Here is a 26,809-nt window from a genome sequence, read left to right on the forward strand (position 1 = left end):
CTGAGGTCGGCGGCGACGACGTGCCACCCGCGACCGGAGTAGAGCGCGGCCGTGGCGGCACCGAGGCCGCCCCCGGCTCCGGTGATGACGACGACGGGGGTGTCCGAGGCGGAGGCGGAGGTCATACCGCCGACGGTACCGGCGCGGCGGGGCCACCGGCAGGGGCTTCGGCGCGGGAACCGGTGTATCGGCCCCGCCCGGTCAGGTACCGACGGCCAGCCCGAGCTTGCCGGCCAGACGGTCGATGTAGGCCAGCACCTCCTCCTCGGACCTGTCCGGGGTTCCGTAGACGAGCTCGTGCACCCCCAACTCGCGGTACATCTCGATCTTCTCGGGGATCGGCTTGCCGTCGAGCACCACGATGTACGGCTCCCCCTCGCGACCGGCCTCCGCCCACAGCTCCCGCAACTGCCGGACGCTTCCCGCGATGTCCTGGGAGATCGGGGTGGTCATCCAGCCGTCGGCGCTGCGGCAGATCCACTTGAAGTTCTTCTCGTTGCCCGCGGCGCCGACGAGGGTGCGGGGACCACCCGCCTGGACGGTCTTGGGCCAGGCCCAGCTGGGACCGAAGTCCACGAACCGCCCGTGGTACTCGGCCTCGTCCCGGCTCCACAGTTCCCGCATGGCCTCGAGGTACTCGCGCAGCATGGTGCGGCGCAGCGAGGGCGGGACGTTGTGGTCCGCCATCTCGTCGAGGTTCCAGCCGTACCCCACCCCCAGCACCGTGCGGCCACCCGAGAGGTGGTCGACCGAGGCGATGGTCTTGGCCAGGGTGATCGGGTCGCTCTCGACCGGGATCGCGACGGCCGTGCCGAGGCGGATCGTCGAGGTGACCGAGGACACCGCGGCGAGCGCGACCCACGGGTCGAGCGTGCGGCTGTAGCGCTCGTCGGGCAGCTCGGCCCCACCGGTGCCCGGATGCGCGGCCTCGCGCCGGACCGGGATGTGGGTGTGCTCGGGGACGTAGAAGGCCGAGAACCCGGCGTTCTCCGCGGCCACGGCGGCCGTGGTCGGCCGGATCCCCCGATCGCTGGTGAACAGGGTGAGTCCGAATTCCATGGGCGCTCCTCGTGCGGTCGGGCCGCCGGCCGACACCTGACCAGACAGGTGTCCAGCGGCAGTTCCCGACAGACTAGCGCACGGCGGCCGCGATGGGCGGGCACTCCTCGCCCGGGGCGCAGTCGGCGGGATCACCCGGTGCGAGGTGCAACCGCTGCATGGTGTGGTCCGAGACGTAGCGGAAGATCTCGTTGCCCGGCGTGGTGCGCGACAGGGCGTCCGCCGCGAGCAGCATGACCGCTCCGGTCCACGTGCTCAGCTCCACCGGCCAGCGCTTGCCGTCGGCGAAGACCAGTCCGGTCCAGTAGGAGCCGTCGGTGTCCCGCAGGTGCTGCATGTTGGTGAACTGCTGGAGCGCCTGCTCGTGCCGCCCGGCGGCCTCGAGCGCGAGTACGAGCTCGCACGTCTCGGCACCGGTGACCCAGGGCCGGTGGTCCACACACCGGATACCCAGGCCGTCGACGACGAACCGGTCCCAGAGCGAGTCCAGCCTGTCCTGGGCCTGATCCCCCACCATCACCCCACCGAGGACCGGGTAGTACCAGTCCATCGAGAACTCCGTCTTGGGCGTGAACAACTCGGGGTGCGCCCGCAGGGCGTGTCCGAGGGAGTCGGCGGCGGCGTCCCAGTCCGGGGCCGTCCCCCCGAGCTCCTCGGCGATCGCCACGCCACACCGCAGGGCGTGGTGGACGCTCGACGAACCGGTGATGAGCGCCTCCTCGCAGAAGCCCTCCTCACCGGCACCCCACCACATCTGACCGTCCGGGCCCTGGAACGTCAGGACCAGGTCGAGCGCCCTGCGCACCGTCGGCCACATGGACTCCAGGAATCCCGGCCGGGCGGTGACGAGGTGGTGGTGCCACACCCCGACCGCGACGTAGGCGCAGAAGTTGGAGTCGGTGTCCGCGTCGACGATCACGCCGTCCTGCCACCGCACCGGCCAGGAGCCGTCACCGCGCTGGGTGTCGCGCAGGAACCCGTACGCCTTCTCGGCGGCCTCCCACTGGCCGGCCACCGACAGGCCCATGGCCGACTCCACGTGATCCCACGGGTCGGTGTGCCCGCCCGTGAACCACGGGATCTCACCGTTCGGACGCTGCACGGAGGCGATCCACTCGCCGGTGGCCCGCACCGCGTCGGCGTCGAGGACCCCCGGGACGCTGGGGACGGGACGGGACCGGTCTACGCCGGAGTTGGTGGTGAGCACGGACGATCAGGCCTCCGCGGGCTTGCGTAGGTAGAACACGATGGACTTGCCCATCACCGGGTTGAGCAGCTTCTCGGCGGTCCGGGTGACCCAGGGGCCCTTCATCAGGTCCCACACCAGGAGCTTGTGATAGGCCTTGGGCAGCGGGTGGTCGTCGTTCTCCGTACCCACGGCGCACTTGAGCCACCAGTAGGGGGCGTGCAGCGCGTGCGCGTACCCGGTGCCGGTGACCTCCAGGCCGGCGGCGCGGAGCTTGAAGCCCAGTTCCTCGGCGGTGTAGATGCGGCAGTGCCCGCCCGGGTTGGAGTGGTAGGCGTCCGAGAGCTTCCAGCACAGCTTCTCCGGCCACTCACGCGGCACGGTCACCGCGGCGACCCCACCCGGCTTGAGGATCCGCACCAACTCGGCGATCGCCCGGGTGTCCTCCGGGACGTGCTCGAGAACCTCGGAGATGAGCACCAGATCGAAGGTGCCGTCCTCGTAGGGCATGTTCAGCGCGTCGCCGGTCACCGCCTCGCCCCTGGACTCCGGCAGGCCCTCACCCTCGGCCTCCATCGCGGCGAGCATCTCGGTCACCTGCCGCATCTCGTCCGCGTTCTGGTCGAAGGCGGTCACGTCGGCCCCGCGGCGGTACAGCTCGAAGGTGTGTCGGCCGAGGCCGGCTCCCACGTCGATGGCTCGCATGCCGGGAGTGACCCCGAGACGGGCGAAATCGGCGGTCAGCATGCGGCGTCCTCCTGCTCACGGATGTCGTACTCCCCGGAACCCGGGAGCACCTCGGGCACGTCGTCGGTGACGTGCTCGTCAATCTCTGTCTGGTCCGGCCCGATGACCGGACCGACGGTCAGGTCCGGGAGCGTCTCGCCCCGGACCCTGGCGATCGCCGTCTCGTAGACCTCGACGGTCCTCCTGGCCACGGCGGCCCAGCTGTAACGCTCCATCACACGCTCCCGCCCACCCTGCGAGAGGCGTCGACGCTCGAGCGGATCGGACAGCAGCGCGCTGATCTGGCGGGCGAGCTCGTCGACGTCGCCGGGTGCGACCAGTCGGGCGGCCGAGTCATCGGTACCCACGACCTCCGGCAGCGCACCCGCGCGGCTGGCCACCACCGCACACCCGCTGGACATGGCCTCGACCGCGGGGAGCGAGAAGCCCTCGTACATGCTCGGGACCACCGAGATCTCGGCGGTGCCCACGAGCTCGGCCAACTCGTCGTCGTCGACCCCCGACACCAGGTCCACCGCGTCGCGCAGGCCGAGGGAGTCCAGCAGCCTGGAGGCCTCCCCCTTGCGCTTGAGCTTGGAGATCAGGGTGAGCCGCACCCCGGGATGCTCCTCGCGGACCTTCGCCAGCGCCCGCAACAGGATGGGGACGCCCTTGAGCGGCTGGTCGGCGCTGGCCACGCAGACCAGGCGTCCGGGCTCGCGGTCGCGGCGGTCGTGGAAGCGGTCGGTGTCCACACCGAGCGGGATCGTCACGATCCGCTCCGGGTCCACCCCGAAGTCGGAGGCGATGTCCTCGGCCGAGTTGCTGGAGACGGTGATGATCTCCTCGAGCTTCCGGGACACCCGGATCTGCATGCCCAGGAACCCGAACCAGCGCCAGGTCGTGAGCTTCTTGCGCAGCGGCGCCTCTTTCATGGCGAGGTCCCGGTCCCGGGTGATCGGGTGGTGCACCGTGGCGACCACCGGGAACCCGGCCTCCTCGAGCGTCAACAGGCCGCTGCCGAGGCACTGGTTGTCGTGCACCACGTCGAAGTCGGCCAACCGCGGCGTGAGCGCCCGCGCCGCGCGCAGGCTGAAGGTGCGCGGCTCCGGGAAGCCGGCGGTCCACATGGTGGCCACCTCGAGGAGGTCGATCCTGTCGCGGATCTCACGCGGGTGCGGCGTGCGGAACGGGTCGGCGTCGTTGTACAGGTCCAGGCTCGGCACCCTGGTGAGCGTGGGCCCCGGGTCGAGCTCCGGGTACGGCTGACCGGAGAACACCTCGACGGTGTGGCCCAGTGCGGCCAGCTCACGGCTCAGGTGACGGACGTAGACGCCCTGCCCGCCGCCGTGTGGCTTGCTCCTGTACGAGAGCAGTGCGATCCGCACTTCTCGATCGCCCCCTTCCGGTCATCCGGCCCCGGACCGCCCGCGAGGACCGCGGCGGCTCAGGGCACATCGAGCAAGTCTAGAACACGTTCGCGGCCAGCGACGACACGGCCGGGCCGACGCACCGGACCCCCGGGCGCTCGGGGCGCCCGGGGGTCCGGTGTTCGTTCGGGTCGGCCGGTGACCGACCCGACGGGTCGGGTCAGTAACCCAGGTCGTCCAGGCGGACCGACGCGCCGGTGGCGTCGCCGAACCCGTCCTCGGGACCGTAGAAGCCGTCGCCGTAGTCCGGGATGGAGTAGGCGGCCGCGCGGGCCTCCTCGGTGGGCTCGACCGTCGAGTTGCGGTACCGGTTGATGCCGGTACCCGCCGGGATGAGCTTACCGATGATGACGTTCTCCTTGAGGCCCACGAGCTTGTCCGACCGCCGGTTGATCGCGGCGTCGGTGAGCACGCGGGTGGTCTCCTGGAAGGAGGCCGCCGAGAGCCACGAGTCCGTGGCCAGCGAGGCTTTAGTGATACCCATGAGGACCGGGCGCGCCGAGGCCGGCGAGCCGCCCTCGGTGAGCACGCGACGGTTCTCCGCCGTGAGCTCCGCGCGCTCGACCAGCGCACCGGGCAGGAACTCGGTGCTGTTGGACTCGTTGATCGCGACGCGACGCATCATCTGGCGGACGATGACCTCGAGGTGCTTGTCGTGGATCGACACACCCTGTGCGCGGTAGACCTTCTGCACCTCGTCGACGAGGAACTTCTGGACCCCGTTCGGGCCGAGGATCGCCAGCACCTCGTGCGGGTCCGCCGGCCCCTCGAGCAGGGCCTGACCCCGCTCCAGGTGGTCGCCGTCGACGATCGGACGGGACGACCCGTCCTCGAGGATGATGTGCGCGAGGCCCTGACGCTTGGACAGCTTCTCGTACACGATCTCTTCCGCACCGTTGTCCGGCACGATCGTGATCGTGTAAAAACGCTCCTCCTCCTCGAGACGGATCCGGCCCGCCTCCTCGGCGATCGGCGCCTTGCCCTTGGGCACGCGTGCCTCGAAGAGCTCCTGCACACGCGGCAGACCACCGGTGATGTCGTCACCGACGCCACCCTGGTGGAACGTACGCATGGTCAGCTGCGTGCCCGGCTCACCGATGGACTGGGCGGCGACGATGCCCACGGCCTCGCCGATGTCGACCAGCAGACCGGTCGCCATGGAACGGCCGTAGCAGGTGGCGCAGACTCCCGTGCCCGTGGTGCAGGTGAGGACCGAGCGGACCTTGACCTTCTCCACTCCCGCGGCGATGAGCGCCTCGATCGTCGGGTCACCGAGGTCGGTGCCGGCGGCCACGACGACCGCGCCGGAGGCGTCGACGGCGTCCTCCGCGAGGGTACGGGCGAACGTCGAGGTCTCGACGTGCTCGTCCCGGGAGAGCACGCCGGTCTCGACGCCGTGCGCGTCCACCTCGCGGCGGGCGATGACCGTCTCGATGCCCTTGCTCGTGCCACAGTCCGTCTCGCGGACGATGACGTCCTGGGAGACGTCGACGAGACGACGCGTGAGGTAACCCGAGTCGGCCGTACGCAGCGCGGTGTCGGCCAGACCCTTACGCGCACCGTGCGTGTTCATGAAGTACTCGAGCACCGTCAGGCCCTCGCGGAACGAGGACTTGATGGGCTGCGGGATGAACTCGCCGTTCGGACGCGTCACCAGGCCCTTCATGCCCGCGAGCGCACGGATCTGGGTCATGTTGCCCGCCGCGCCGGACTTGACGATCGTCGGGATCGGGTTGGAGTCCGGGTAGTTGGCCTCCATGGCCTGACCGATCTCGTCGGTGGCCTCCTGCCAGAGCTTGACCAGGTCGCTCTTGCGCTCCTCGTCGGTGATCTTGCCCAGCCCGAACTGCGACTCGAGTCGCGCCGCCTTGGCGTCGTACGAGGCGAGGATCTCCTTCTTGGCCGGCGGGACCAGCACATCGGACATCGCGATGGTGACGCCCGAGCGGGTGGCCCAGTAGAAACCGGTGTCCTTGAGCTTGTCCACCGTCTGCGCCACGACGATCATCGGGTAGCGCTCGGCCAGGTCGTTGATGATGACGGCCTGGCGCTTCTTGGGCATCTGCTCGTTGACGAACGGGTAGTCCGCCGGGAGCAGCTCGTTGAACATGACGCGGCCCAGCGTGGTCTCCGCGATCCACTCCTGGCCGGGGGTCCAGCCCTCGGGGAACAGCTCCGCCTCGATCTCGGCGGGGGGCCGCTGCTGCGACATCCGCACCCGGATCGGCGCGTGGATGTCCAGCACCTTCAGATCGACGGCCATGATGGCCTCGGACGGGTTCGAGTACACGCCGGTGGCCGGGGCGTCCTGCGCCGCCGGGACGTAGGCGCCGGTGGCGCCCTCGTCGAGGCGGGTCAGGTAGTACAGGCCCGTCACCATGTCCAGACGCGGCATGGCGAGCGGGCGGCCCGACGCCGGCGACAGGATGTTGTTCGAGGCCAGCATGAGGATGCGGGCCTCGGCCTGCGCCTCCGCGGACAGCGGGAGGTGCACAGCCATCTGGTCACCGTCGAAGTCGGCGTTGAAGGCCTCACACACCAGCGGGTGCAGCTGGATGGCCTTGCCCTCGACGAGCTGAGGCTCGAAGGCCTGGATGCCGAGGCGGTGCAGGGTGGGTGCGCGGTTGAGCATCACCGGGTGCTCGGCGATGACCTCTTCGAGCACGTCCCACACCTGGTCGCGCTGACGCTCGACCATCCGCTTGGCGGACTTGATGTTCTGGGCGTGGTTGAGGTCCACCAGGCGCTTCATGACGAACGGCTTGAACAGCTCGAGCGCCATGAGCTTGGGCAGGCCACACTGGTGCAGCTGGAGCTGCGGACCCACGACGATCACGGAACGACCCGAGTAGTCGACGCGCTTGCCGAGCAGGTTCTGACGGAACCGGCCCTGCTTGCCCTTGAGGAGGTCCGAGAGCGACTTGAGCGGGCGGTTGCCCGGGCCCGTGACGGGCCGGCCGCGACGACCGTTGTCGAACAGCGCGTCGACGGACTCCTGCAGCATCCGCTTCTCGTTGTTGACGATGATCTCGGGGGCACCGAGGTCCATCAGTCGCTTGAGGCGGTTGTTGCGGTTGATCACGCGGCGGTAGAGGTCGTTGAGGTCCGAGGTGGCGAAGCGCCCACCGTCGAGCTGCACCATCGGGCGCAGCTCCGGCGGGATCACCGGGACGGCCCCGAGCACCATCGCGGCCGGGTGGTTCCCGGACCGCAGGAACGCGGAGACGACCTTGAGTCGCTTGAGGGCGCGGATCTTCTTCTGGCCCTTGCCGTTGCGGATGATGTCGCGGAGGTTCTCGGCCTCGGTCGCGAGGTCGAAGTTCTCCAGCAACGACTGGATCGCCTCGGCACCCATGCCGCCCTCGAAGTACTCGCCGAAGCGGTCTTCGAGCTCGCGGTAGATGCCCTCGTCCACGATGATCTGGTTGATCTCGAGCTTGGTGAAGGTGGTCCAGATCTCCTCGAGGCGGTCCAGCTCGCGCTGGGCCGACTCGCGGATCTTCTTCATCTCCTTCTCGCCGCCGTCCTTGACCTTGCGGCGCTGGTCGGCCTTGGCGCCCTCGGCCTCCAGCTCGGCCAGGTCGGCCTCGAGCTTCTTGGCGCGTGCCTCGATGTCCGAGTCCCGCTCGTCCTCGATGATCTTGCGCTCCTCGAGGGTCTGCGCCTCGAGGGTGCTGAGCTCGTTGTGGCGCAGGTCCTTGTCCACGGCGGTGATGACGTAGGCCGCGAAGTAGATGATCTTGTCGAGGTCCTTGGGCGCGAGGTCCAGGAGGTAGCCGAGCCGCGACGGGACGCCCTTGAAGTACCAGATGTGCGTGACGGGCGCGGCCAGCTCGATGTGGCCCATCCGCTCACGGCGCACCTTGGCACGGGTCACCTCGACGCCACAGCGCTCGCAGATGATGCCCTTGAAGCGCACGCGCTTGTACTTGCCGCAGTAGCACTCCCAGTCCCGGGTGGGGCCGAAGATCTTCTCGCAGAACAGGCCCTCCTTCTCCGGCTTGAGGGTGCGGTAGTTGATGGTCTCGGGCTTCTTGACCTCGCCATAGGACCAGTTGCGGATGTTCTCCGCGGTCGCGAGGCTGATGACCAGCTCGTCGAAGTAGTTGACGTCCTGCACGTAGGCGTCCTTTCCCGTATGGGATGGTGGCGGGCCCCTCGCGGGGTGGGGCCGGTGTGGGGCCCGCCGTGGTGGAACTTAAATATTCGGGTTGCGGGGCGCCGGTGGTGCGCGCCCCCGGCGCCTACTGCGCCAGCTCGTCCGCGGCCGAGGACTCGTCCCTGGAGAGGTTGATCCCCAGGTTCGCGGCGGTGCGGTCGAGGTCGTCGTCCTCGGCGCCCTCGCCCAGGGAGACGGCCTGGCCGTCGCTGGAGAGCACCTCGACGTTGAGGCACAGCGACTGCAGCTCCTTGAGCAGGACCTTGAACGACTCCGGGATCCCGGGCTCCGGGATGTTCTCGCCCTTGACGATCGCCTCGTACACCTTCACGCGACCCACGACGTCGTCGGACTTGATCGTGAGCAGCTCCTGGAGGGTGTACGCGGCACCGTAGGCCTGCATCGCCCAGCACTCCATCTCACCGAAGCGCTGGCCACCGAACTGGGCCTTACCGCCGAGCGGCTGCTGGGTGATCATCGAGTACGGACCCGTGGAACGGGCGTGGATCTTGTCGTCCACCAGGTGGTGCAGCTTGAGGATGTACATGTACCCCACGGACACCGGGTACGGGAAGGGCTCACCCGACCGACCGTCGATCAGGGTCGCCTTGCCGTCGGCCTCGACCATCCGCTCGCCGTCACGGTTCGGCAGCGTGCAGCCGAGCAGGCCGGTGATCTCCGTGTCCGCCGCACCGTCGAAGACGGGGGTGGCCGTGTTGGTGCCGGCCTCGACGCTGTAGATCTCCTCCGGCAGCTTGGTCGCCCACTCGGGGAGGGAACCGTCCGCCTCGCGGGGCACCTCCCAGCCCGCCTTGGCCAGCCAGCCGAGGTGGGTCTCCATGATCTGACCGATGTTCATACGACGCGGGACGCCGTGCGTGTTGAGGATGATGTCCACGGGCGTGCCGTCGGGCATGAACGGCATGTCCTCGGCGGGGAGGATCTTGCCGATGACGCCCTTGTTGCCGTGGCGGCCGGCGAGCTTGTCGCCGTCCTGGATCTTGCGCTTCTGCGCCACGTACACACGGACCAACTCGTTGACGCCGGGGGGCAGGTCGTCGTCGTCGTCACGCGAGAACACGCGGACGCCGATCACCTTCCCGGACTCACCGTGGGGCACCTTCAGCGACGTGTCGCGCACCTCGCGGGCCTTCTCACCGAAGATGGCGCGCAGCAGGCGCTCCTCCGGGGTGAGCTCGGTCTCGCCCTTGGGCGTGACCTTGCCGACCAGCACATCGCCGTCACGGACCTCGGCGCCGATGCGCACGATGCCACGGTCGTCCAGGTCCGCGAGGACCTCGTCGGAGACGTTGGGGATGTCGCGGGTGATCTCCTCGGCGCCCAGCTTGGTGTCGCGGGCGTCGATCTCGTGCTCCTCGATGTGGATGGACGTCAGCACGTCCTCCTCCACCAGGCGCTGCGAGAGGATGATCGCGTCCTCGTAGTTGTGGCCCTCCCACGGCATGATCGCCACGAGCAGGTTCTTGCCCAGCGCCATCTCACCGTTCTCGGTGCAGGGTCCGTCGGCGAGGACCTGGCCGGCCTCGACGCGCATCCCCTCGTCCACGATCGGCTTCTGGTTGGAGCAGGTGCCCTGGTTGGACCGCGCGAACTTGGCCAGACGGTAGGTCTGACGACCACCGTCGTCGTCCATGACGGTGATGAAGTCGGCCGAGACCTCCTCCACCATGCCCGCACGGGTGTTGACGACGACGTCGCCCGCGTCCACGGCCGCGCGCAGCTCCATGCCGGTGCCGACGAGCGGCGCCTCGGAACGCACGAGCGGGACCGACTGGCGCTGCATGTTCGCACCCATCAGGGCGCGGTTGGCGTCGTCGTGCTCGAGGAACGGGATCATCGCGGTGGCGACGGAGACCATCTGCCGCGGCGAGACGTCCATGTAGTCGACGTCCGTACCCGCGACGACCTCGACGTCACCGTGCTTCTTGCGCACGAGGACGCGGTCCTCGACGAACCTGCCGTCCGCGTCGATCTCCGAGTTGGCCTGCGCCACGACGTGGCGGTCCTCCTCGTCGGCGGTCAGGTAGTCCACCTGGTCGGTGACGGCGCCGTCGACGACCCGGCGGTACGGGGTCTCGATGAAGCCGAACGGGTTGACCCGGGCGTAGACCGAGAGCGAGCCGATCAGACCGATGTTCGGACCCTCGGGGGTCTCGATCGGGCACATGCGGCCGTAGTGCGAGGCGTGCACGTCGCGCACCTCGAGGCCGGCGCGCTCGCGGGAGAGGCCACCGGGGCCCAGGGCCGACAGGCGCCGCTTGTGGGTCAGGCCCGACAGCGGGTTGTTCTGGTCCATGAACTGCGACATCTGGGAGGTTCCGAAGAACTCCTTGAGCGCGGCGGTGATGGGCCGGATGTTGATCAGCGACTGCGGGGTGATCGCCTCGGAGTCCTGCGTGGTCATCCGCTCGCGGACCACACGCTCCATCCGGGACAGGCCCACGCGGACCTGGTTCTGGATGAGCTCGCCGACGGTACGCAGACGACGGTTGCCGAAGTGGTCGATGTCGTCGACGTCGACCGGGACCTCGCGGCCACCGGCGACCTGCATCGAGCTCTCGCCCGCGTGGAGGCGCACGAGGTACTCGATGGTGGCGGCGATGTCCTCACGCGTGAGCGTGGTGGTGTCGTCACCCTCGGGATCCGGCAGACCGAGCTTGCGGTTGACCTTGTAGCGGCCGACGCGGGCCAGGTCGTAGCGCTTCTCCTTGAAGAACAGGTTCTCCAGCAGCGCCTCCGCGGACTCGCGGGTCGGCGGCTCGCCCGGACGCAGCTTGCGGTAGATCTCGAGCAGGGCCTGGTCCGTGTCCTCGACCGTGTCCTTCTCGAGCGTGGACATCATGATCTCGGAGAAGCCGTAGCGCTCCTTGATCTCGGTGGTGGTCCAGCCGAGCGCCTTGAGCAGCACGGTCACGGACTGGCGGCGCTTGCGGTCGATGCGCACACCGACCGTGTCGCGCTTGTCCACGTCGAACTCGAGCCACGCGCCACGCGACGGGATGACCTTGACGGAGTGGACGTCGCGCTCCGTGGACTTGTCGCGGCTCCGGTCGAAGTACACGCCCGGCGAGCGGACGAGCTGCGAGACGACGACGCGCTCGGTGCCGTTGATGATGAACGTGCCCTTGTCCGTCATCATCGGGAAGTCACCCATGAAGACGGTCTGCGACTTGATCTCGCCCGTCTCGGTGTTCTCGAACTCGGCGGTGACGAACAGGGGTGCCTCGTAGGTGCGGTCCTTCTCGCGGCAGTCCTCCATGGAGGCCTTGACCTCTTCGAAGTACGAATCCGAGAACGAGAGCGACATGGATCCGGAGAAGTCCTCGATCGGGGAGATCTCCCTGAGGATCGACTCCAGGCCTCCCTCGAGGTTCGTGACGCCGCGTGACGCGGCCCTCTTCTGCCACTCCTCCGACCCGATGAACCACTCGAACGACTCCGTCTGGAGGTCGAGCAGTCCCGGGACCGGCAACGGCTCGGAGAGTTTCGCGAACGAGACCCTCCGGGGCGCACCGGGAACGGTGGAAACTGACTTGGTCTGGCGGGAGACTGCCAAGATGGGTCCTTCCAGCACCTCACGTGATCACCACGGGCGGTGACCACAGATGTATCTGCGAGCGGTCCGCCGACGGGTATCCACCCAGATCCGACCCGATCGAGGACTCGGAGAACACCCGGTGGGACCGGGGACGAGCCGTCACGGACGGACGAGAGTGCAAATAGCAGCCAGCGCAACGACCTAATCTAGTGGATAGCGGCGCGGAAGTCCAGCCGTCAACGGGAATGATCCCGGAGGCTGTGCGCGGGCGGGTGCGCCGTCCGTCCCTGCGCTGGTTGCCCTCGTGGCTCTCGCCTCATCGGCCCCCGGTCGGGACGTCGCACCCGGACCGTGTCGCACTCAACCTCTACGGCACTCGCCCGATGCCCCTAAAGGGTGACGGGTGAAAGCACTTTCGTCAAGGATCTGGCACGGTCGGTTGCCGGATCGGTTCCCGACCAGTCCTCGTCAGGAGGGCAGATCCGGGATCCTCGACAGTTTCCACACGCCGTCGATCTTGTCCAGACCGACGAGATAGGTGCCGCTGGTACTTCCCGCAGCCGCGCCGTCCCTGGTCATCGACACATCCTGGACCAGCAACACCTCGGCCTTGTCGCCCTGCAGGTAGGCGAGACCGGCCTCGCGGACCTCTGCGTCGACGCTCGTCGCGGACTGCTCATAGCTCTCGCGCAGCGCGGGCCAGTTCTCGTCCAGCTCGTTCACGAGCTTCGGGGTGAGGAACTCTCCCAGCGAATCGTGGTACTCGTCGAGGGTCTCGTGGTCGATCGCCACGAGCCGCTGGACGTTGGTCGTCGCAGCCGAGAGGACCTCCTCGGTGGCCTCCCGGTCAACGAACGCCCTGTTGTCCACGTCGACCCCGGGTTCCGTCGCCAGGAACGCCCCGATGGCCCCGGCGGCCAGCCCCGTCGCGATGGCGGAGTACGCGATCGTGCGACCACCGGGCCGACGGCCGGCACGCCGTTCCCCGCGACCCGCCCCGGTTCCGTCGCCGCCCACCTCGTCGTCTCGTGCGTCCCACGACGTGAGGTCCGTGGCGGTCCCGCCCTCGGGTCGGGTCTGTCCGGCGTGTCCGGCCAGCCGCCTACGGGGCGCCGGATTGACCGACTTCTGGGTTCTCTTGATCGGTGGCATCAGCGACTGTCGTCCTTCGTCATCGTCCGGCGGAGGTGGTCGGCGCGGGGGTCGACTCCTCCTCGGTGGCCGGGTCGTCCTGTTCCTCCGGAGCGTCGAGCTCCTCCACGGACCGACCGGACTCGCCTACCGGGACCGTCACACCCACCTGGTTGACCGCGTCGGCCTTCCAGGTGCCGTCCTCTCGCGTCAGGTCCACGCGCATCGCCTGACGGCCTGTGATGTCGTCCTGGCCCTCCCGCTCGGAGTGGGCGGTGAACACCACGAGGACGGCCGCGTCGCCGGCCTCGAGATCCAGGGTCTCGACAGCGGTGTGCGAGACCGTCGCCGTGGTGACCGCCTTCTGCTCCACCACGCGCGTTCGCACATCGTCGGCCCACTGCTCCTGCTCGGCGAGGAACTCACCGGCAGAGGCCTCCGCCAACTGCTCGAGCGATTCGTCGACGTTCCGGTGGTCGAAACTGAAGGCGTTGATTATCACCTGCGCGGCGACGTCGGAGGCCGCCTCGCGCTCGGTCGCCACCTCCTGGGCCGCCCGCGCCTGGGTGTACCGCACCCCGAACACCACCAGCGTTGCCAGCCCCGCCACGAGGATACTCACCGCGAGGACCACCAGCCATCTCGGCACGGTCCCCGTCCCCCCGGGGCGGCGCGCATCCCCGTCCGTTACCTGCGAACCCATGGCGGCGACACTACCGGACCCACCGTCCGCCGAGTCGCCGCCCCGCCGCACGGTCACCGGGGGATCAACCCCTGCAACACCGCGAGCTGCGTGGCCGCCACGGACAGGTTGGCCCTGTCGGGGTCGATCTTGGGCTTGGCGTCCCAGGGCTGCGGCACGTCCGGGTGCGCGTACTCCACCCGGTCGGCACCGCGGACGGCGGTGGGGCTGCCGAAGGGCACGGTGCACTGCGCGTCGTAGTTGGGCGGGAAGTTCTGTTCCTGCCAGTCGAAGGACGGGTCCTGCGCCTTCATCTGGTCGATGATCTCCCACGTACCTTCGTATCCTTGCGTACACGCTGGTGGGTTGTTCGTCTCGAGGGACAGACCGAAGTGGATTGTCCCGTCCCCCGGGGCGACGGACATCCCGCCGGCGGCCAGCGCCGGCAGCAACTGCAGCAGCACCTTGAACGACGGGGCCAACGGATCGACCGTCTTCATCGTGGTCGACAGATTGCCGACGGCGCGCGAGAGCGGCTCGCCGGAGTTCTCCACGAGGTAGCGGGTCTCGTCGGCGAACTCCGGTCCCGTGGTGATCAGCCGTTCCAGGTCGGAGTCCGAGTCACGCAACGCCTCGGTGACCGTCCTGAGATCGCGGGAGAAACTGACGATCTCACCGGACTGGTCGGCCTGCGTCTCCAGGACGGTCGCCCCGTCGCGGATCAGCGTCTGCAACTGCGGCATGGTGCGGATACCGGACTCGGAAATCCGGATGAGGGAGTCCGAGAGTCGCTCCAGTTGGGGTCCCCGGCCCTGGAACGCCTTGCCGAGTTCATCGACGGTCACCTCGAGATCGTCCAAGGGGACCGATCGGGAAAGGTCGTCGACGGAGGCCAACAGGTTCTCGACGGGTACCGGCAACGCCTCACGTCCGGCGGAGACCACGTCCCCGTCCTCGAGATACGGCGCCGAGCTGCTGTTGGGTCGCAAGTCCACGTACTGCTCTCCGATGGCGGAGCGGTTGGCGACCACGGCCTCGGTGTCCGCCGGGACGTCGGGGGCGCTCGAGTCGAGGTCGAGCTCGACTCGCACACCGTCGTCGGTGAGCGAGAGCTCGCCCACCCGTCCGATCGCCGTGCCGCGGTAGTTGACGGCCGCGTTGGTGAACACCCCGCCGGTCTCGGGTAGGTCCAGATAGACCTGGTACTGGCCGATCCCGAACAGCGAAGGTAAGCGAACGTAGTTGGCACCTACATAGGTGATCCCGACCGCGGCGATCACACAGAAGGCGATGAGCTGGGTGCGGAGTGTCTTGCTCATCGGTTTCCTGGCTCTCCTGGTTCGGGCAGGTAGTTCTCGGAGAACTCCGAGACTCCTGGTGCGGGCTTGGGCACCACCGCCCGGTCCATGACCGGCGGGACCGGCAGGAGCGGCAGCACGATGGTCGTCCGCCGGTCCGGGCCGTTGTCGCCGACCCACGGGTTCTGCGGGTCCACGACGTAGGGCCCGCTCGTGGTGTTCGGACGGCGAACCACCGGTTCGCCCTGATTCGCCCCCAGATTCCGGAGCGTCTCAGAGATCGTCGCGTCCACGGAGAGAAAGATGTTGGCCGCGCCGCCGACGGTCGCCGGGATAGACGAGTCCGGGAACGGGAAGGTGGGGACGAAACCGATCAGTTCGATGAGCTCCGGAGTCGACTCGCCGAGGGACTGCAGCACAGGGCGCAGCGCCCGCAGGTCGGCGATGAGGTCCTCCCTGCTGGTGAGCAGGACTTCCGAGCCGACCTGGCCCAGTGTGTCGACCCGGCGCAGCATCTCCACGAACTGCGAGCGCTGCTCCTCGAGCACCGCCACCCCGGCGGGCAGCTCGTCGAGCGCCGCCTCGATCTGCTGGCGCTGATCGTTGGCACGCGACGTCATGAGGTTCACGCCCTCGAGGGCTTCGGTGATGCTGTCGCGCTGCCGGTTCAGGCCCCCGATGAGCTCCTCCGCCGATCGCAGGGTCCGGGTGAGATCCTCCTCGCGGCCGTCGGTGGCCTTGCGCAGTTCGGCCACGATCGGTTGCAGTTGGTCCACGCCGCCGCCGTTGAGCAACAGCGACAGCGCGCCGAGAACCTGCTCGATGTCGGTAGCCGTGCGGGTGTCCGAACTGGCGATGACGTCACCGCCGGACAGCTCTCCGGTGGGCGGCTCGTCCTCCGGCGGGCTGAGCTGCACGAACTTCTCGCCAAGGAGATTGGTCTGCTGGATCGAGGCCTCGACGTTGGCGGGGAGCTCCATGTCGCCGCGGAGGACGATGTCCACCTCTGCGGTCCACCCGTCCTCCGCCAGCGAGATACCGGACACGCGACCGGCGTCAAGACCATTGACCTTGACCGACGACTGCAGGACCAGGTCCAACACATCGTCGAAGCGGACGGCCACGTGCATGGGGTCCTCACCCAGGTCCGCGCCACCCGGCAGAGTGTAGTCCTCCAGATTCAACGAGCACCCCGCCGCGACGGCGGCCACGAGCGCGCTGGCACCGACCGCGCGGACGGCGCGACCGAGGATGGGCGTGGTCGGCCGGATCATCCCCGTCCCCCTTCCGAGGCGGGCGTCATCGGCCACCCGCGATTGCCCTGGACCGTCCCGGGAACCGGGACAGACTGATTCATCTCGCCAGCGAGGATGCCCAACGGCAGATCCGGGTTCGACGCTTGTAGATCGGCGTTGCGCTGCGGCGCGAGAGCCTCGCAGGCCTCGATATCGGCGCGCCGGAGGTTGTCGAGTTCGGCCAGCATCTGGTCCCCGGGGTTCAGGCGGCCAAGTGTCATGAGCTGGCACAGGACGCCGGCCGGGTCCTGCAACTCCGGGATGTTGAGACGTAAGGACAACAGCCCGGCCTCGGGGTCGTAGGCGCCGAGGAGGTTGGACAGAGCCAACGGAGCAGTCTTGAGGATCTCCTCGATGTCGCCCCTCTGGTCCGCGGTGATCTGACTGAGTCTCACCAAACGGTCCGCATTGCTGCGGATCACGTCCTGGTTGTCCCGCACGACACGCGCGACGTCCGCGAGGGCGTAGCTCAGTTCGGCGAGGGCGCCCTGGAGGTCCTCGCGCTGACCAGCGACAGTCTGGTTGAAGGTCGACATCTGGGAGTTGAACTGCCTCACCTGGGCATCGTTCTGCGCGAGCATCGTGACGAACGACTGCAGATTGACCACGGTCTCGCTGATGTCCTGACTCGAATCCGCCAGCGTCGTCGCGGCCTGCGACAACTCGTCGATCGACCGCCCGAGTGCGGCACCGTTGCCTCCGAGCGTGTCCGCGGACGCGGTGACGAACTTGTCGAGAGCGCCGTCCTTGTTGGCACCCTCCGGGCCGAGAGCATCGGTCAGTTCCTCCACCGAGGCGTAGAGCTTGTCCACCTCGACCGGTGTCGCGGTCCGCTCGAGGGGGATGTGCGCGCCCGATTCCATCTTGGGGCCGCCAGAGTAGGCGGGCAGTAGTTGGACGTTACGGTCAGGGACGACCGAGGGCGTCACCTGGACCGCCTTGGCGTCCGCCGGGACGTCCACGCCCCGGCGGACGTGGAACTCGACCTCGACGGTCTCCCCCATCGGGGTCACCTTGTCGACGGAACCCACCGTGACCCCCAGGATCCGGACATCGGAGCCCTCCGATATTCCGACGGCTGTCGGGAAGGTGGCGGTGATGCTGGTGCGTCCGAACCCCGTGACGGCGAGGAAAATAACAGTCACGGCGGCCACGACGACGACGAGCAGCAGCCCGACGAACGAGTACGGCATCTTCTTGTGCATCAGTTGATCCCACTCTGTCTGGCCGGCGCGCGGGCGCCGGGATAGAAGGGCGGCTCAGGAATACCCGGCGGGACGAGGTTGGTGACCACGGTGTCGAACCATCTGCCCGAGCCCAGAATGTTGGAGTACAGCCGATAGAAGGGCCCGAGGTTGTGGATGGATGCCCTCAGCTCTTCCTCGTGGTCGGTCAACACCGCCAGGGCGGAGTCGAGACTATCCAGGGTCGGCTTGAACTCGGCCTCGTTCTCCGCGACGAACCGGCGGAGTTCGATCGACAGTCCGCGCGTGGAGGCCAACACCAGCTTGAGACTCTCGGCGCGGTCGTTGAGTTCGCCCAACAACTGTCCGGTGCCGATGATCAGGCGCCGGAAGTCGTCATTACGGTCCGCCACGATCTGGGAGCTCGTACGCGTGGCCTCGAGTAGGTTCCGCAATTCGGCGTCCCGGCTGGACACGGTCTGCGACAGACGCGCCATGCCGTCGACCGCGCCCCGGAACTCCTCGGGCGACGCCTGCATCGTATCGGTGAGGGTGTCCAGGCTCGCTGCCAATTTGGCGTCATCGATCTCGTCGAGCGTCTCCGCTGCGGAGGAGAAAGCTGTGACCACGTCGTACGGGGCCACCGTCCGCTCAAGCGGGATCGGCTCCGACGTGTCGAGTTCCCCGGTTCCCGCCGGGCTCAGCGCGAGGTACTTCTGGCCGAGCACGGTCTTGAGTTGGATGCTCGCCCGGGTGTCGTCGCCGAGCCAGGCGTCCTTGGCCCGGAAGCCCACGGCCACCTTGTCGCCGTCGAGCGCCACGTCGGTCACGACGCCAACCTTGACGCCGGCCACGCGGACCTCGCTACCGTCCGCTAGCCCGGCGGCCTCGGAAAAGTAGGCTGTGTATTTGGGTCCCGCCCCGACGATCGGTAGCGCGTCGAGTCTGAACGACACGGCGGTCAGGGCGAGGATCACCAGGACCCCGATCGCTCCGATGGTGGCGTTGCTGAACCTCGGCTCGTTCGCACTGCGCTTGCTCATGGGATTCCCCCTGCGTGGCACCGGGGCGCGACGTTCGTGTACACCGGCTGATTGATCGTGGGACCGCCGCTCGGAAGAAGGTTGGGCACGTTGGTGCCTGGGCCGTGCACCACGTCGAGTCCACAGAGATAGAACTGGAGCCAGGACCCGAACGAACCCATCCTGATGAGGTTGTCGGTCTTGCGCGGCAGGTTGATGAGAACCTCGCTGAGCGTGTCGCGGTTCGTCGTGATCTGGTCGGTGACCACCTTGAGGTGGTCGAGCGAATCCGTCACGGCGGGCCGCGTGGCGGTGACGATGTTCTCCGCCGACGAGGTCAGATCCGCCATCGAGTCGAGCGAACTGCCGATAGCGTCGCGCTCGTCGGCGAGTCCCTCGACGAGTTGCCTGGTGGTCACCACGAGCTGCTGGAACTGCACGTCCCGCTCGTTGATGGTCTCGAGGACCCGGGTGAGGTTGTCGATGACTTCGCCGATCACCTGATCCCGATCGGCCAGGTGGTTGGTCAGCTCACCAGTCTGGCGGACCAGGCTCGTCACGGTGCCGCCCTCCCCTTGCAGTACCCGCACCAGCGAGTCGGCGAGCGCGTTGACGTCCTCCGGCTGCAGGGTCGTGAAGAGCGGGCGGAAACCGTTGAACAGCGCCGTGAGATCGACCGCGGGCGAGGTCTTCTCGATTCCGATCGTGCTCCCTTCCTCCAGGGCCGATTGGACGGGTCCGGGCTCCCGGGAGATGTTCAGGTACCGCTGGCCGATCATGTTCCGGAACCGCAGTGCCAGGTGCACGTTGGCCGGCAGCGTGCGGTCGCCGGCCAGGGTGAAGTCCACCTTAGCCAGGTCGCGTTCGTGGATCTCCATCCCGGTGATGTTGCCCACCACGACGCCGGCTATCCGGACGTCGTCGCCCTCCTCCAGCATGGTCACGTCGGAGAAGATCGCAGAGTACTCCGTACCTTCCGCCCGGGTGCCGCCCCTGATGGTCACGGCGAGGACCGAACTGAGCAGCACTGTGACCACGATGAAGACCACCAGTTTGACGAATGACCCCAGCAGGCCGCCACGGAATAGGGCCTTCAGTTTGGCGTTCATCGGAAACCGACCTCCGTTCCGCGAAGCGCCGGGGCGCCGATCTGGCCGATCCAGGCAGGGATCTCCTGCGCGCCGCGCGAGGACGCGACCCCCAGGACGGTTCGGACGGTGTCGGTCTCCAGCGGCGAGCCGGCGTAGGCCATAGCCACCACGTCGCTGTCCTGACCCGCGGTCACGGTTGACGGAAACGGCATATTGGGCTGCTCGGGCACCGCCCGCCCGGGAGCCGGGGGAACCGAGCCACGGTTACGGAGTGCCGGAACCGGCCCGTCCCGGAGAAGCGGATTGGGCAGAGTCGGGATGAACGCGGGCCCCGGATTGCGGGTGGGGATCTGGTAGCTCCCGTCGGCGATCGCCCCGCCGGGGGCCCCACCGAAGTAGAACGGCTCCTGCGCCGGGTCGTAACAGCGGGGACCGCGGGTGTCGAAGAACCGCGGCTCGTCCTGGTTGGGCACGTAACGCCCTCTGGGATTGACGAGCTCGAGCGTCACCCGGATGGCGGGGTGCTCGGTGCCCACGCCCAGGATGGCATCGGACCGGTCCAGAAGTGTCATGAAATTCCCCACCGAGCACGGCAGTGCTGGCGAATACTCAGCCAGGTACTCCAGGGAGGTGCGCGAGTCCACCGCCAGGGAGATGAGGTCGTTGCGGTTAGCGGCGAGGAAACCGGTGAGGACCTCGGACGATTCGCTGATCCGCCGCAGTCCGTCGGCGATGTCGGGGCGGCGCTGGACCACCGTGTCGCCGGTGGTGCGCAGAGCGTCCAGAGCGTTGATGAGATCAGGCAGCGCCTCGGAATAGGTCTGGGAGAATGTCGCCAGATCCTCCAGCCCGGATTCCAGAGCGGGCAACTCCTGGTTGATGCCGTCGAACACCTGTCCGATCTCGACCAGGCTGGCGCCGATCTCGTCCCCACGGCCTGACAACGCCTGGTTGATCGCGCCGAGCGTGCCCGCCAGTTTCTCCGGCGGGACCGCCTCGAGAACGGGGAGTAGCCCGTCCAGGACGCGCCCCAACTCGATCGCGTTGCCGCGGGTGTCCTGCTCGATGGTCGCTCCCGGTTCGAGCGTCCCCACGGGCTGATCGGGGAACCCCAGGTCGACGAACCGCTCACCGAACAACGTCTTGGGGAGCAGGCGGCCACTGACGTTGGCCGGCAGTTGTTCGATGAGCGCCGGGTCGAACTCCATGTTGACCTGCACGCGGTCCCCGTCGGGTTCGACACCGGAGACGCGGCCCACGAGGACACCGCGCGCCTTGACGTCGGCGTCGTTCGGCAGCGCGAACGCCATGTCGTCGGTGTACAGGGTGACGCCGTCCGAGTCGGTGAAGGCGCGGTTGTAGATCGCGATGGTGGTCCCGACGAACGCCAGGACGATAATGATGAAAAGGGCGGCCAGCAACCGCTTGGAGAGTACGGAGAGCTCGTTCATCCCGCCACCCGCACCGTCGTGGTCGTGCCCCAAAGTGCCAGTCCGACGAAGAAGTTCAGGATCGCCACCACGACGATCGTGGTGCGGACAGCGCGCCCCACCGCCACGCCGACGCCGGCCGGGCCCCCGGACGCGGTGTAGCCGTAGTAGCAGTGGATCATCACCAGCACGAAGGCGAAGATGATCACCTTGATGAAGGAGTAGATCACGTCTTCCGGAGGCAGGAACAGATGGAAGTAGTGGTCGAACGACCCTGTGGACTGTCCTTGAATCATGGTGTTGACTCCCCGCGTGGCGAGGTATGACGAGAGCAGACCCACGACGTAGAGCGGAATGACGGCGATGAACCCGGCGATGACCCGAGTGGTGACGAGGTACGGCACGCTCGGAATCGCCATGACCTCCAAGGCGTCGATCTCCTCGGAGATCCGCATGGCACCGAGCTGGGCGGTGAAACCGCAGCCGACGGTTGCGGACAGGGCGAGTGACGCCACGACGGGCGCGACCTCACGGGTGTTGACGTAGGCGGACAGGAACCCGGTGAGGACCGAGCTGCCGATCTGGTCGAGGGCTGCGTACCCCTGCAGGCCGACGACGACCCCGGTGAACCCGCTCATCATGACGATGACGCCGATGGTTCCACCGAGCACCGCCAGGGTGCCGACGCCGAAGGTCACTTCCGCGATCAGACGCAACACCTCGTGCCGGTAGTGGACGATCGTCTGGGGAATCCAGCGGATAGCCCTCAGGTGGAAGGCGAGCTGGTCACCCAGGGAGTCGAACGAGCTGATCGGGCCGCGGACGAGGGCTCTCAGCCGGGCCCTCGTGGGTCCGACATCAGTATGGATCGCCATTACGACCGCACCGGGGGAACGATCTGCAGGTACATCGCCGTGAGGATGAGGTTGGCGAAGAACAGCAGGAGGAAAGTCAGGACGACGCCGAGGTTTACAGCGTCGCCGACCCCCTTCGGCCCGCCCTTGGGATTCATGCCACAGTACGAGGCGACGACGCCGGCGATCAGTCCGAAGATCAGCGCTTTGATCGAGGACATGATGAAATCGGGCAACTGGGCGAGGGCCCCGAAGGACATCAGATAGGCACCCGGGGTGCCGCCCTGCAACATGATGTTGAACACGTAACCACCGGAGATCCCGACGATGGAGACGAGCCCGTTCAGGAGCACCGCGACGAGCATCATGCCGAGCACCCGGGGGACGACGAGTCGTTGGATGGGGTCGATCCCCAGGACGCGCATCGCGTCGAGTTCCTCGCGGATGGAGCGGGCGCCCAGATCAGCGGCCACCGCCGACCCGGCGGCGCCCGCGATAAGCAGCGAGGTCACCAGCGGCGCGCCCTGCTGCACGACGGCGAGGACGCCGGTCGCTCCCGTATAGGCCTCAGCCCCGAGCTGCTGGACCAGCGAGCCCGTCTGCATCGCCACGACCGCCCCGAAGGGGATCGCGACCAGTGCCGACGGCAGGATCGTCACGGACGCGATGAACCACGACTGCTCGATGAACTCTCGGAACTGGAACGGCCTCCTGAAGACCCCTCTGAACACCTCGAGGAACAGTCGGAAGACCGTACCGGCGCCGCCCACCGCAGTCCGGACACCTCCGCCGACATCTGCTGGCGACACACCGGCCTTCACCGCGGGTTGCTGGTTCACGCCCTCCGTCATGCCTTTCCTCCGATCTCTCCGGCGTCCTCGGACCCATTAGGACCCGTAGTGGTCGTCGACAGCCGCTGACTGCCGCCACCCGCAGCGCCCGTGGTGGCGTCGACCGGCGCCGACGCTGTGACCCTACTGTTACCGTGGCCGCGGGCCGCCCACTCCTCGCGGATGGCGGTCTGGGCGCCCTCGGGGAGGGTGTCCAGCATCTCGGCCACACGCTTCTCACGGCGGATCTCACCCCGGCGCTCGGGGCCGCCCGGGGTGGGCTGCATCTGTGGCGGGACACCCGTGACCTCGTCGGCTCCCGGGGACCCGTCGTTGTGGCCGGCGTCCGCCTGTGCCTGCTCCTCGCGCATCTGCGCGTCGTCCTTCTCCTCGGACATCCCGATCGGTCCCAGCCTGGAACCGCGCAGGAACTGGCGGACCGAGGGCTCCTCGCTCGTGAGCAGCACCTCGCGGGGACCGAACATCACGAGCTTCTTGCGGTAGAGCATGCCCAGGTTGTCCGGGACGGTCCGGGCGAGGTTGATGTTGTGCGTCACGATGAGGATGGTGGCGTCGATCTGGGCGTTGATGTCGATGAGCAGCTGAGCCAGGTAGGTGGTGCGGACCGGGTCGAGGCCCGAGTCGGGCTCGTCGACGAGGATGATCTCCGGGTCCAGCACCAGGGCGCGGGCCAGGCCTGCGCGTTTACGCATACCGCCGGAGATCTCGCCGGGCAGTTTGCCCTCCGCCCCGGTGAGTCCGGTGAGCTCGAGCTTCTCCATGACGATGTCACGGATCTCACTCTCCGACTTCTTCGTGTGCTCCCGCAGCGGGAACGCGACGTTGTCGTAGAGGTCCATGGACCCGAACAGTGCACCGTCCTGGAACAGGACGCCGAACAGCTTGCGGATCTCGTAGAGCTCCTTGGCTGTGCACTGCAGGATGTCAGTGCCGTCGATGATGATCTTGCCGCGCTCCGGGCGCAGCAGCCCGATCAGGGACTTGAGGAACACCGACTTACCGGTACCCGACGGACCGAGCAGCGCACTGACCTCGCCCTCGGGAAGGGTGAACGAGACGTCCTCCCAGATCTTCTGCGATCCGAAGGACTTGGTCAGTCCCTCGACAGATATCTCGATACCCACGTCACCACTCCTCACTGCAGCCATCATCTGTGGCCACGGTCACTGTAAACTACCGCTTGGAGCGCGTGCTTCGTTACATACCGATAAGTAATGTATCGCAACGAACCTCGTCGGACCGACCTGCAGAAATGCCTGTGGGGCGGTCCGGCGACATCGCCGGACCGCCCCACAGGAGACGTGGTGCGTCAGATCACTTGAGGGTGACCGTCGCGCCGGCCTCCTCGAGCTTGGTCTTGGCGGCCTCGGCGGCCTCCTTGTCGACCTTCTCGACGATCGCCTTGGGGGCGGACTCGACGAGGTCCTTGGCCTCCTTGAGGCCCAGGCCCGACACGAGCTCGCGCACGACCTTGATGACGCCGATCTTCTTGTCGCCGGCCGACTCGAGGACGACATCGAACTCGTCCTGCTCGGCGGCGGCCTCGCCACCGGCAGCCGGGGCGCCGGCAGCGGCGACGGCGACCGGAGCGGCCGCGGTGACCTCGAAGGTGTCCTCGAAGAGCTTCACGAACTCGGAGAGCTCCAGAAGAGTCATCTCCTTGAAGGCCTCGAGCAGCTCGTCGTTGCTGAGCTTCGCCATGGTGGCGTCCTTTCTGTTGGTCCCGGCACCGTCATACGACACCGGAAGCGTGTGGGGTGTGTCAGTTCTTCTTGTCTTCGAGCGCCGCGAACAGACGTGCCAGCTGCGAGGCGGGCGCGTTGAACAGGCCGGCGGCCTTGGTCTGGTTACCCTTGAGGGCACCGGCCATCTTCGCGAGCAGGACCTCGCGGGACTCGAGATCGGCGATCTTGTCGAGTTCGGTGGCGGACAGCGATGAGCCGTCCATGACACCGCCCTTGATGACGAGCGCCTTGTTGTCCTTGGCGAAGTTCTTGAGCGCCTTGGCGGCGTCCACGACCTCACCGGTGACGAACGCGATGGCGGTGGGACCGGACAGGAGGTCATCGAGACCCTCGACTCCGGCTTCCTTCGCCGCACGCTTGACCAGGGTGTTCTTGGCCACGGTGTACGTGGCCGCGTCACCCAGCGTCTTGCGCAGTTCGGTGACCTGCGGGACGGAGAGTCCGCGGTACTCGGTGACCACGGCGGTCGTGGAGTTCTGGAAGTGCTGCTTGATCTCCTCGACGGCCTGGACCTTTGCGGGCTTTGCCATGTTTCGCCTCCTCTCTGCTTCTCACTGCCGGGAAATGCACGAACGCCCCGGGCGCAGGCGGCACGGGGCGTGGAGGAGGCGGGCACTGTGACGTGCCATTTCCTACACTGACCGGTGTTCTCCTGCGCGGGCCGTCCGGGCGCTCCCGGACCCTTCGACCACCCCCGGCGGGAGCGGCGACCTGCGGTCTTCGGTGAAACTTGATCAGGTGCCCGAGAGCAGAGCTCCCAGGCGTTCAAACTTCCCCATCAGGGTATAGGCGGCGGGTCGCCGCCGCCAAATCGGCGGGCCACCGGGGAATGGCGGGTCGGGCGTGTTTCTGACACTGTTGTGCCGTGCCCCCCGCCTCGTCCCGCGTCGCCGTCATCTACAACCCCATCAAGGCCGGAGTCGATGAGGTTCGTCGCCGCACGGCCGAGAGGGCCGCTCTGCACGGCTGGACCGATCCGGTGTTCTACGAGACGACCGAGGAGGATCCGGGCGTGGGTCAGGCCGAGGAGGCCGCCGCGAGCGGTGTCGGCCTGGTGCTCGCCTGCGGCGGCGACGGCACCGTGCGTTCGGTCGCCCAGGGCCTGGTCGGCACCGGCATCCCCATGGGCGTGGTCCCGCTCGGCACCGGCAACCTGCTCGCCCGGAATCTGGACATCCCGTTGGATGACGTGGACCGCGCCGTCCGCGTGGCCATGAGCGGCCGGAGCCGGGGGGTCGACCTCGGCCTGGTCCGCTACACCGACGGCGACGGGCACACCCACGACGACGTCTTCCTCGTCATGCTCGGCGCCGGCATGGACGCGGACATGATCGCCGGCACCCACGACGGCCTCAAGGCCAGGGTGGGATGGCTCGCCTACGTGGGCGCCTTCGCCAACACACTGCTCCGCGGCCACCGGATCAAGGTGGAGTACTCGCTCGACGACGGACCGGAGATCCACACCCGGGCGCGGACCCTGCTGGTGGCCAACTGCGGGATGCTCCAGGCCGGGATGATCCTGCTGCCCGACGCCGTGATCGACGACGGTCTCCTCGATGTGTTGGCGTTGCGGGCCAAGGGCGCCCTCGGTTGGGTCCAGGCCGGCGCGGTGCTGGTCCACCACACCTTCCAGCATCAGCTCACCCCGGCACTACGGAGGGGCTCCTCCCACGTCGAGGGCAAGGAGAAGCACCAGACCCGCCCACTGGACTTCCGTCAGGGTGAGGGGGTCTCGGCCCGGATCCTGGAGAAGCCCGCGTCGTTCCAGATCGACGGCGAGGAGTGCGGCACCGTCACCGAGTTCTCGGCGTGGATCAAGCGTCGGGGACTCACGGTGCGTGTCGCACACTGACCCTGCAGGAGTGTTCTCCCCGGGGTCGCGCCGCTCCGGTGGCGTCGCCGCCCAGGGAACGGGTGGTCGCGCTGCCCGGTCTGGGTAGCGTGTGGGTCGAGGAGACCGCCCGCCCGGGGTTCGGGGCGAGCGGGTCACACGGTGGGTGCGAACAGCTCGCACGGCGGACTGGCGGGGGCGGGTCATGGAGATCTTCGACGGACAGCGGACGGACCGGCTGACTCACGACCCGGCGGCCACGCCGCCGGGCGGCGC

At 67.9% G+C, this 26,809-nt stretch carries 20 protein-coding genes; 1 reads left to right on the forward strand and 19 read right to left on the reverse strand.

Annotation, left to right across the window (positions count from 1 at the left end; genetic code table 11):
• Positions 1 to 201 precede the first annotated feature (201 nt).
• From G6017_RS01140 to rplJ, 19 genes are all read right to left on the reverse strand, one after another.
• Positions 202 to 1,059, reverse strand: a complete 858-nt coding sequence (locus G6017_RS01140; RefSeq protein WP_179525960.1) for an LLM class F420-dependent oxidoreductase — start codon at positions 1,057 to 1,059, stop codon at positions 202 to 204.
• Positions 1,060 to 1,132: 73 nt separating this feature from the next.
• A complete protein-coding gene (locus tag G6017_RS01145; protein WP_179525961.1) occupies positions 1,133 to 2,266 on the reverse strand; it encodes a prenyltransferase in 1,134 nt (377 codons plus the stop codon).
• 6 nt (positions 2,267 to 2,272) lie between these two features.
• Positions 2,273 to 2,992 (reverse strand): class I SAM-dependent methyltransferase, encoded by a 720-nt coding sequence (locus G6017_RS01150; protein WP_182609596.1) that lies wholly within the window; start codon positions 2,990 to 2,992, stop codon positions 2,273 to 2,275.
• A complete protein-coding gene (locus G6017_RS01155; protein ID WP_182609595.1) occupies positions 2,986 to 4,359 on the reverse strand; it encodes a glycosyltransferase family 4 protein in 1,374 nt (457 codons plus the stop codon). Before G6017_RS01155 ends, G6017_RS01150 begins: the two co-directional genes overlap by 7 nt.
• A 202-nt stretch (positions 4,360 to 4,561) precedes the next feature.
• Positions 4,562 to 8,521 (reverse strand): DNA-directed RNA polymerase subunit beta', encoded by a 3,960-nt coding sequence (locus G6017_RS01160; RefSeq protein WP_182615515.1) that lies wholly within the window; start codon positions 8,519 to 8,521, stop codon positions 4,562 to 4,564.
• Between the two features lie 124 nt (positions 8,522 to 8,645).
• The gene (gene rpoB / locus G6017_RS01165) at positions 8,646 to 12,155 is read right to left on the reverse strand and encodes a DNA-directed RNA polymerase subunit beta (protein ID WP_179523159.1); all 3,510 of its coding nucleotides are present in this window, start codon (positions 12,153 to 12,155) and stop codon (positions 8,646 to 8,648) included.
• Between the two features lie 432 nt (positions 12,156 to 12,587).
• Positions 12,588 to 13,271, reverse strand: coding sequence for a hypothetical protein (locus G6017_RS01170; RefSeq protein WP_132063028.1), 684 nt, complete (start codon positions 13,269 to 13,271; stop codon positions 12,588 to 12,590).
• Between the two features lie 19 nt (positions 13,272 to 13,290).
• On the reverse strand, positions 13,291 to 13,953 hold the full coding sequence (locus tag G6017_RS01175) for an Rv1363c family protein (RefSeq protein ID WP_063971933.1): 663 nt from the start codon (positions 13,951 to 13,953) through the stop codon (positions 13,291 to 13,293).
• A gap of 53 nt (positions 13,954 to 14,006) precedes the next feature.
• Positions 14,007 to 15,251 (reverse strand): MCE family protein, encoded by a 1,245-nt coding sequence (locus G6017_RS01180; RefSeq protein ID WP_132063030.1) that lies wholly within the window; start codon positions 15,249 to 15,251, stop codon positions 14,007 to 14,009.
• Positions 15,248 to 16,504, reverse strand: coding sequence for an MCE family protein (locus tag G6017_RS01185; protein WP_063971834.1), 1,257 nt, complete (start codon positions 16,502 to 16,504; stop codon positions 15,248 to 15,250). Before G6017_RS01185 ends, G6017_RS01180 begins: the two co-directional genes overlap by 4 nt.
• Entirely contained in the window at positions 16,501 to 17,730 is a 1,230-nt protein-coding gene (locus G6017_RS01190; protein WP_182615517.1) for an MCE family protein, read from the reverse strand. The genes G6017_RS01185 and G6017_RS01190 overlap by 4 nt, the downstream gene beginning before the upstream one ends.
• Entirely contained in the window at positions 17,730 to 18,752 is a 1,023-nt protein-coding gene (locus G6017_RS01195) for an MCE family protein (protein WP_096907028.1), read from the reverse strand. Before G6017_RS01195 ends, G6017_RS01190 begins: the two co-directional genes overlap by 1 nt.
• Positions 18,749 to 19,840, reverse strand: coding sequence for an MCE family protein (locus tag G6017_RS01200; RefSeq protein WP_063971831.1), 1,092 nt, complete (start codon positions 19,838 to 19,840; stop codon positions 18,749 to 18,751). Before G6017_RS01200 ends, G6017_RS01195 begins: the two co-directional genes overlap by 4 nt.
• Complete coding sequence (locus G6017_RS01205; protein WP_182615519.1) at positions 19,837 to 21,273, reverse strand: MCE family protein; 1,437 nt, start codon at positions 21,271 to 21,273, stop codon at positions 19,837 to 19,839. Before G6017_RS01205 ends, G6017_RS01200 begins: the two co-directional genes overlap by 4 nt.
• Positions 21,270 to 22,127 carry an MlaE family ABC transporter permease gene (locus G6017_RS01210; protein WP_069389565.1) on the reverse strand — a complete coding sequence of 286 codons (858 nt, stop codon included), beginning with the start codon at positions 22,125 to 22,127 and terminating at the stop codon, positions 21,270 to 21,272. The genes G6017_RS01205 and G6017_RS01210 overlap by 4 nt, the downstream gene beginning before the upstream one ends.
• Entirely contained in the window at positions 22,127 to 22,957 is an 831-nt protein-coding gene (locus tag G6017_RS01215) for an MlaE family ABC transporter permease (RefSeq protein WP_182609587.1), read from the reverse strand. Before G6017_RS01215 ends, G6017_RS01210 begins: the two co-directional genes overlap by 1 nt.
• Positions 22,954 to 24,081, reverse strand: coding sequence for an ABC transporter ATP-binding protein (locus tag G6017_RS01220; protein ID WP_347237921.1), 1,128 nt, complete (start codon positions 24,079 to 24,081; stop codon positions 22,954 to 22,956). Before G6017_RS01220 ends, G6017_RS01215 begins: the two co-directional genes overlap by 4 nt.
• Positions 24,082 to 24,271: 190 nt before the next feature.
• Entirely contained in the window at positions 24,272 to 24,658 is a 387-nt protein-coding gene (gene rplL, locus G6017_RS01225; RefSeq protein ID WP_007631805.1) for a 50S ribosomal protein L7/L12, read from the reverse strand.
• 61 nt (positions 24,659 to 24,719) lie between these two features.
• Positions 24,720 to 25,232, reverse strand: a complete 513-nt coding sequence (rplJ, locus tag G6017_RS01230; protein WP_182615521.1) for a 50S ribosomal protein L10 — start codon at positions 25,230 to 25,232, stop codon at positions 24,720 to 24,722.
• A gap of 335 nt (positions 25,233 to 25,567) precedes the next feature.
• Between rplJ and G6017_RS17275 the strand changes: the two genes are divergently transcribed.
• Positions 25,568 to 26,554: a diacylglycerol/lipid kinase family protein gene (locus tag G6017_RS17275; RefSeq protein ID WP_179523166.1), complete on the forward strand. Its 987-nt coding sequence runs from the start codon at positions 25,568 to 25,570 to the stop codon at positions 26,552 to 26,554.
• Positions 26,555 to 26,809 lie beyond the last annotated feature (255 nt).

Origin of the sequence: Dietzia sp. B44, assembly GCF_014145245.1 — a bacterium.
Taxonomy (GTDB): Bacteria; Actinomycetota; Actinomycetes; order Mycobacteriales; family Mycobacteriaceae; genus Dietzia; species Dietzia natronolimnaea.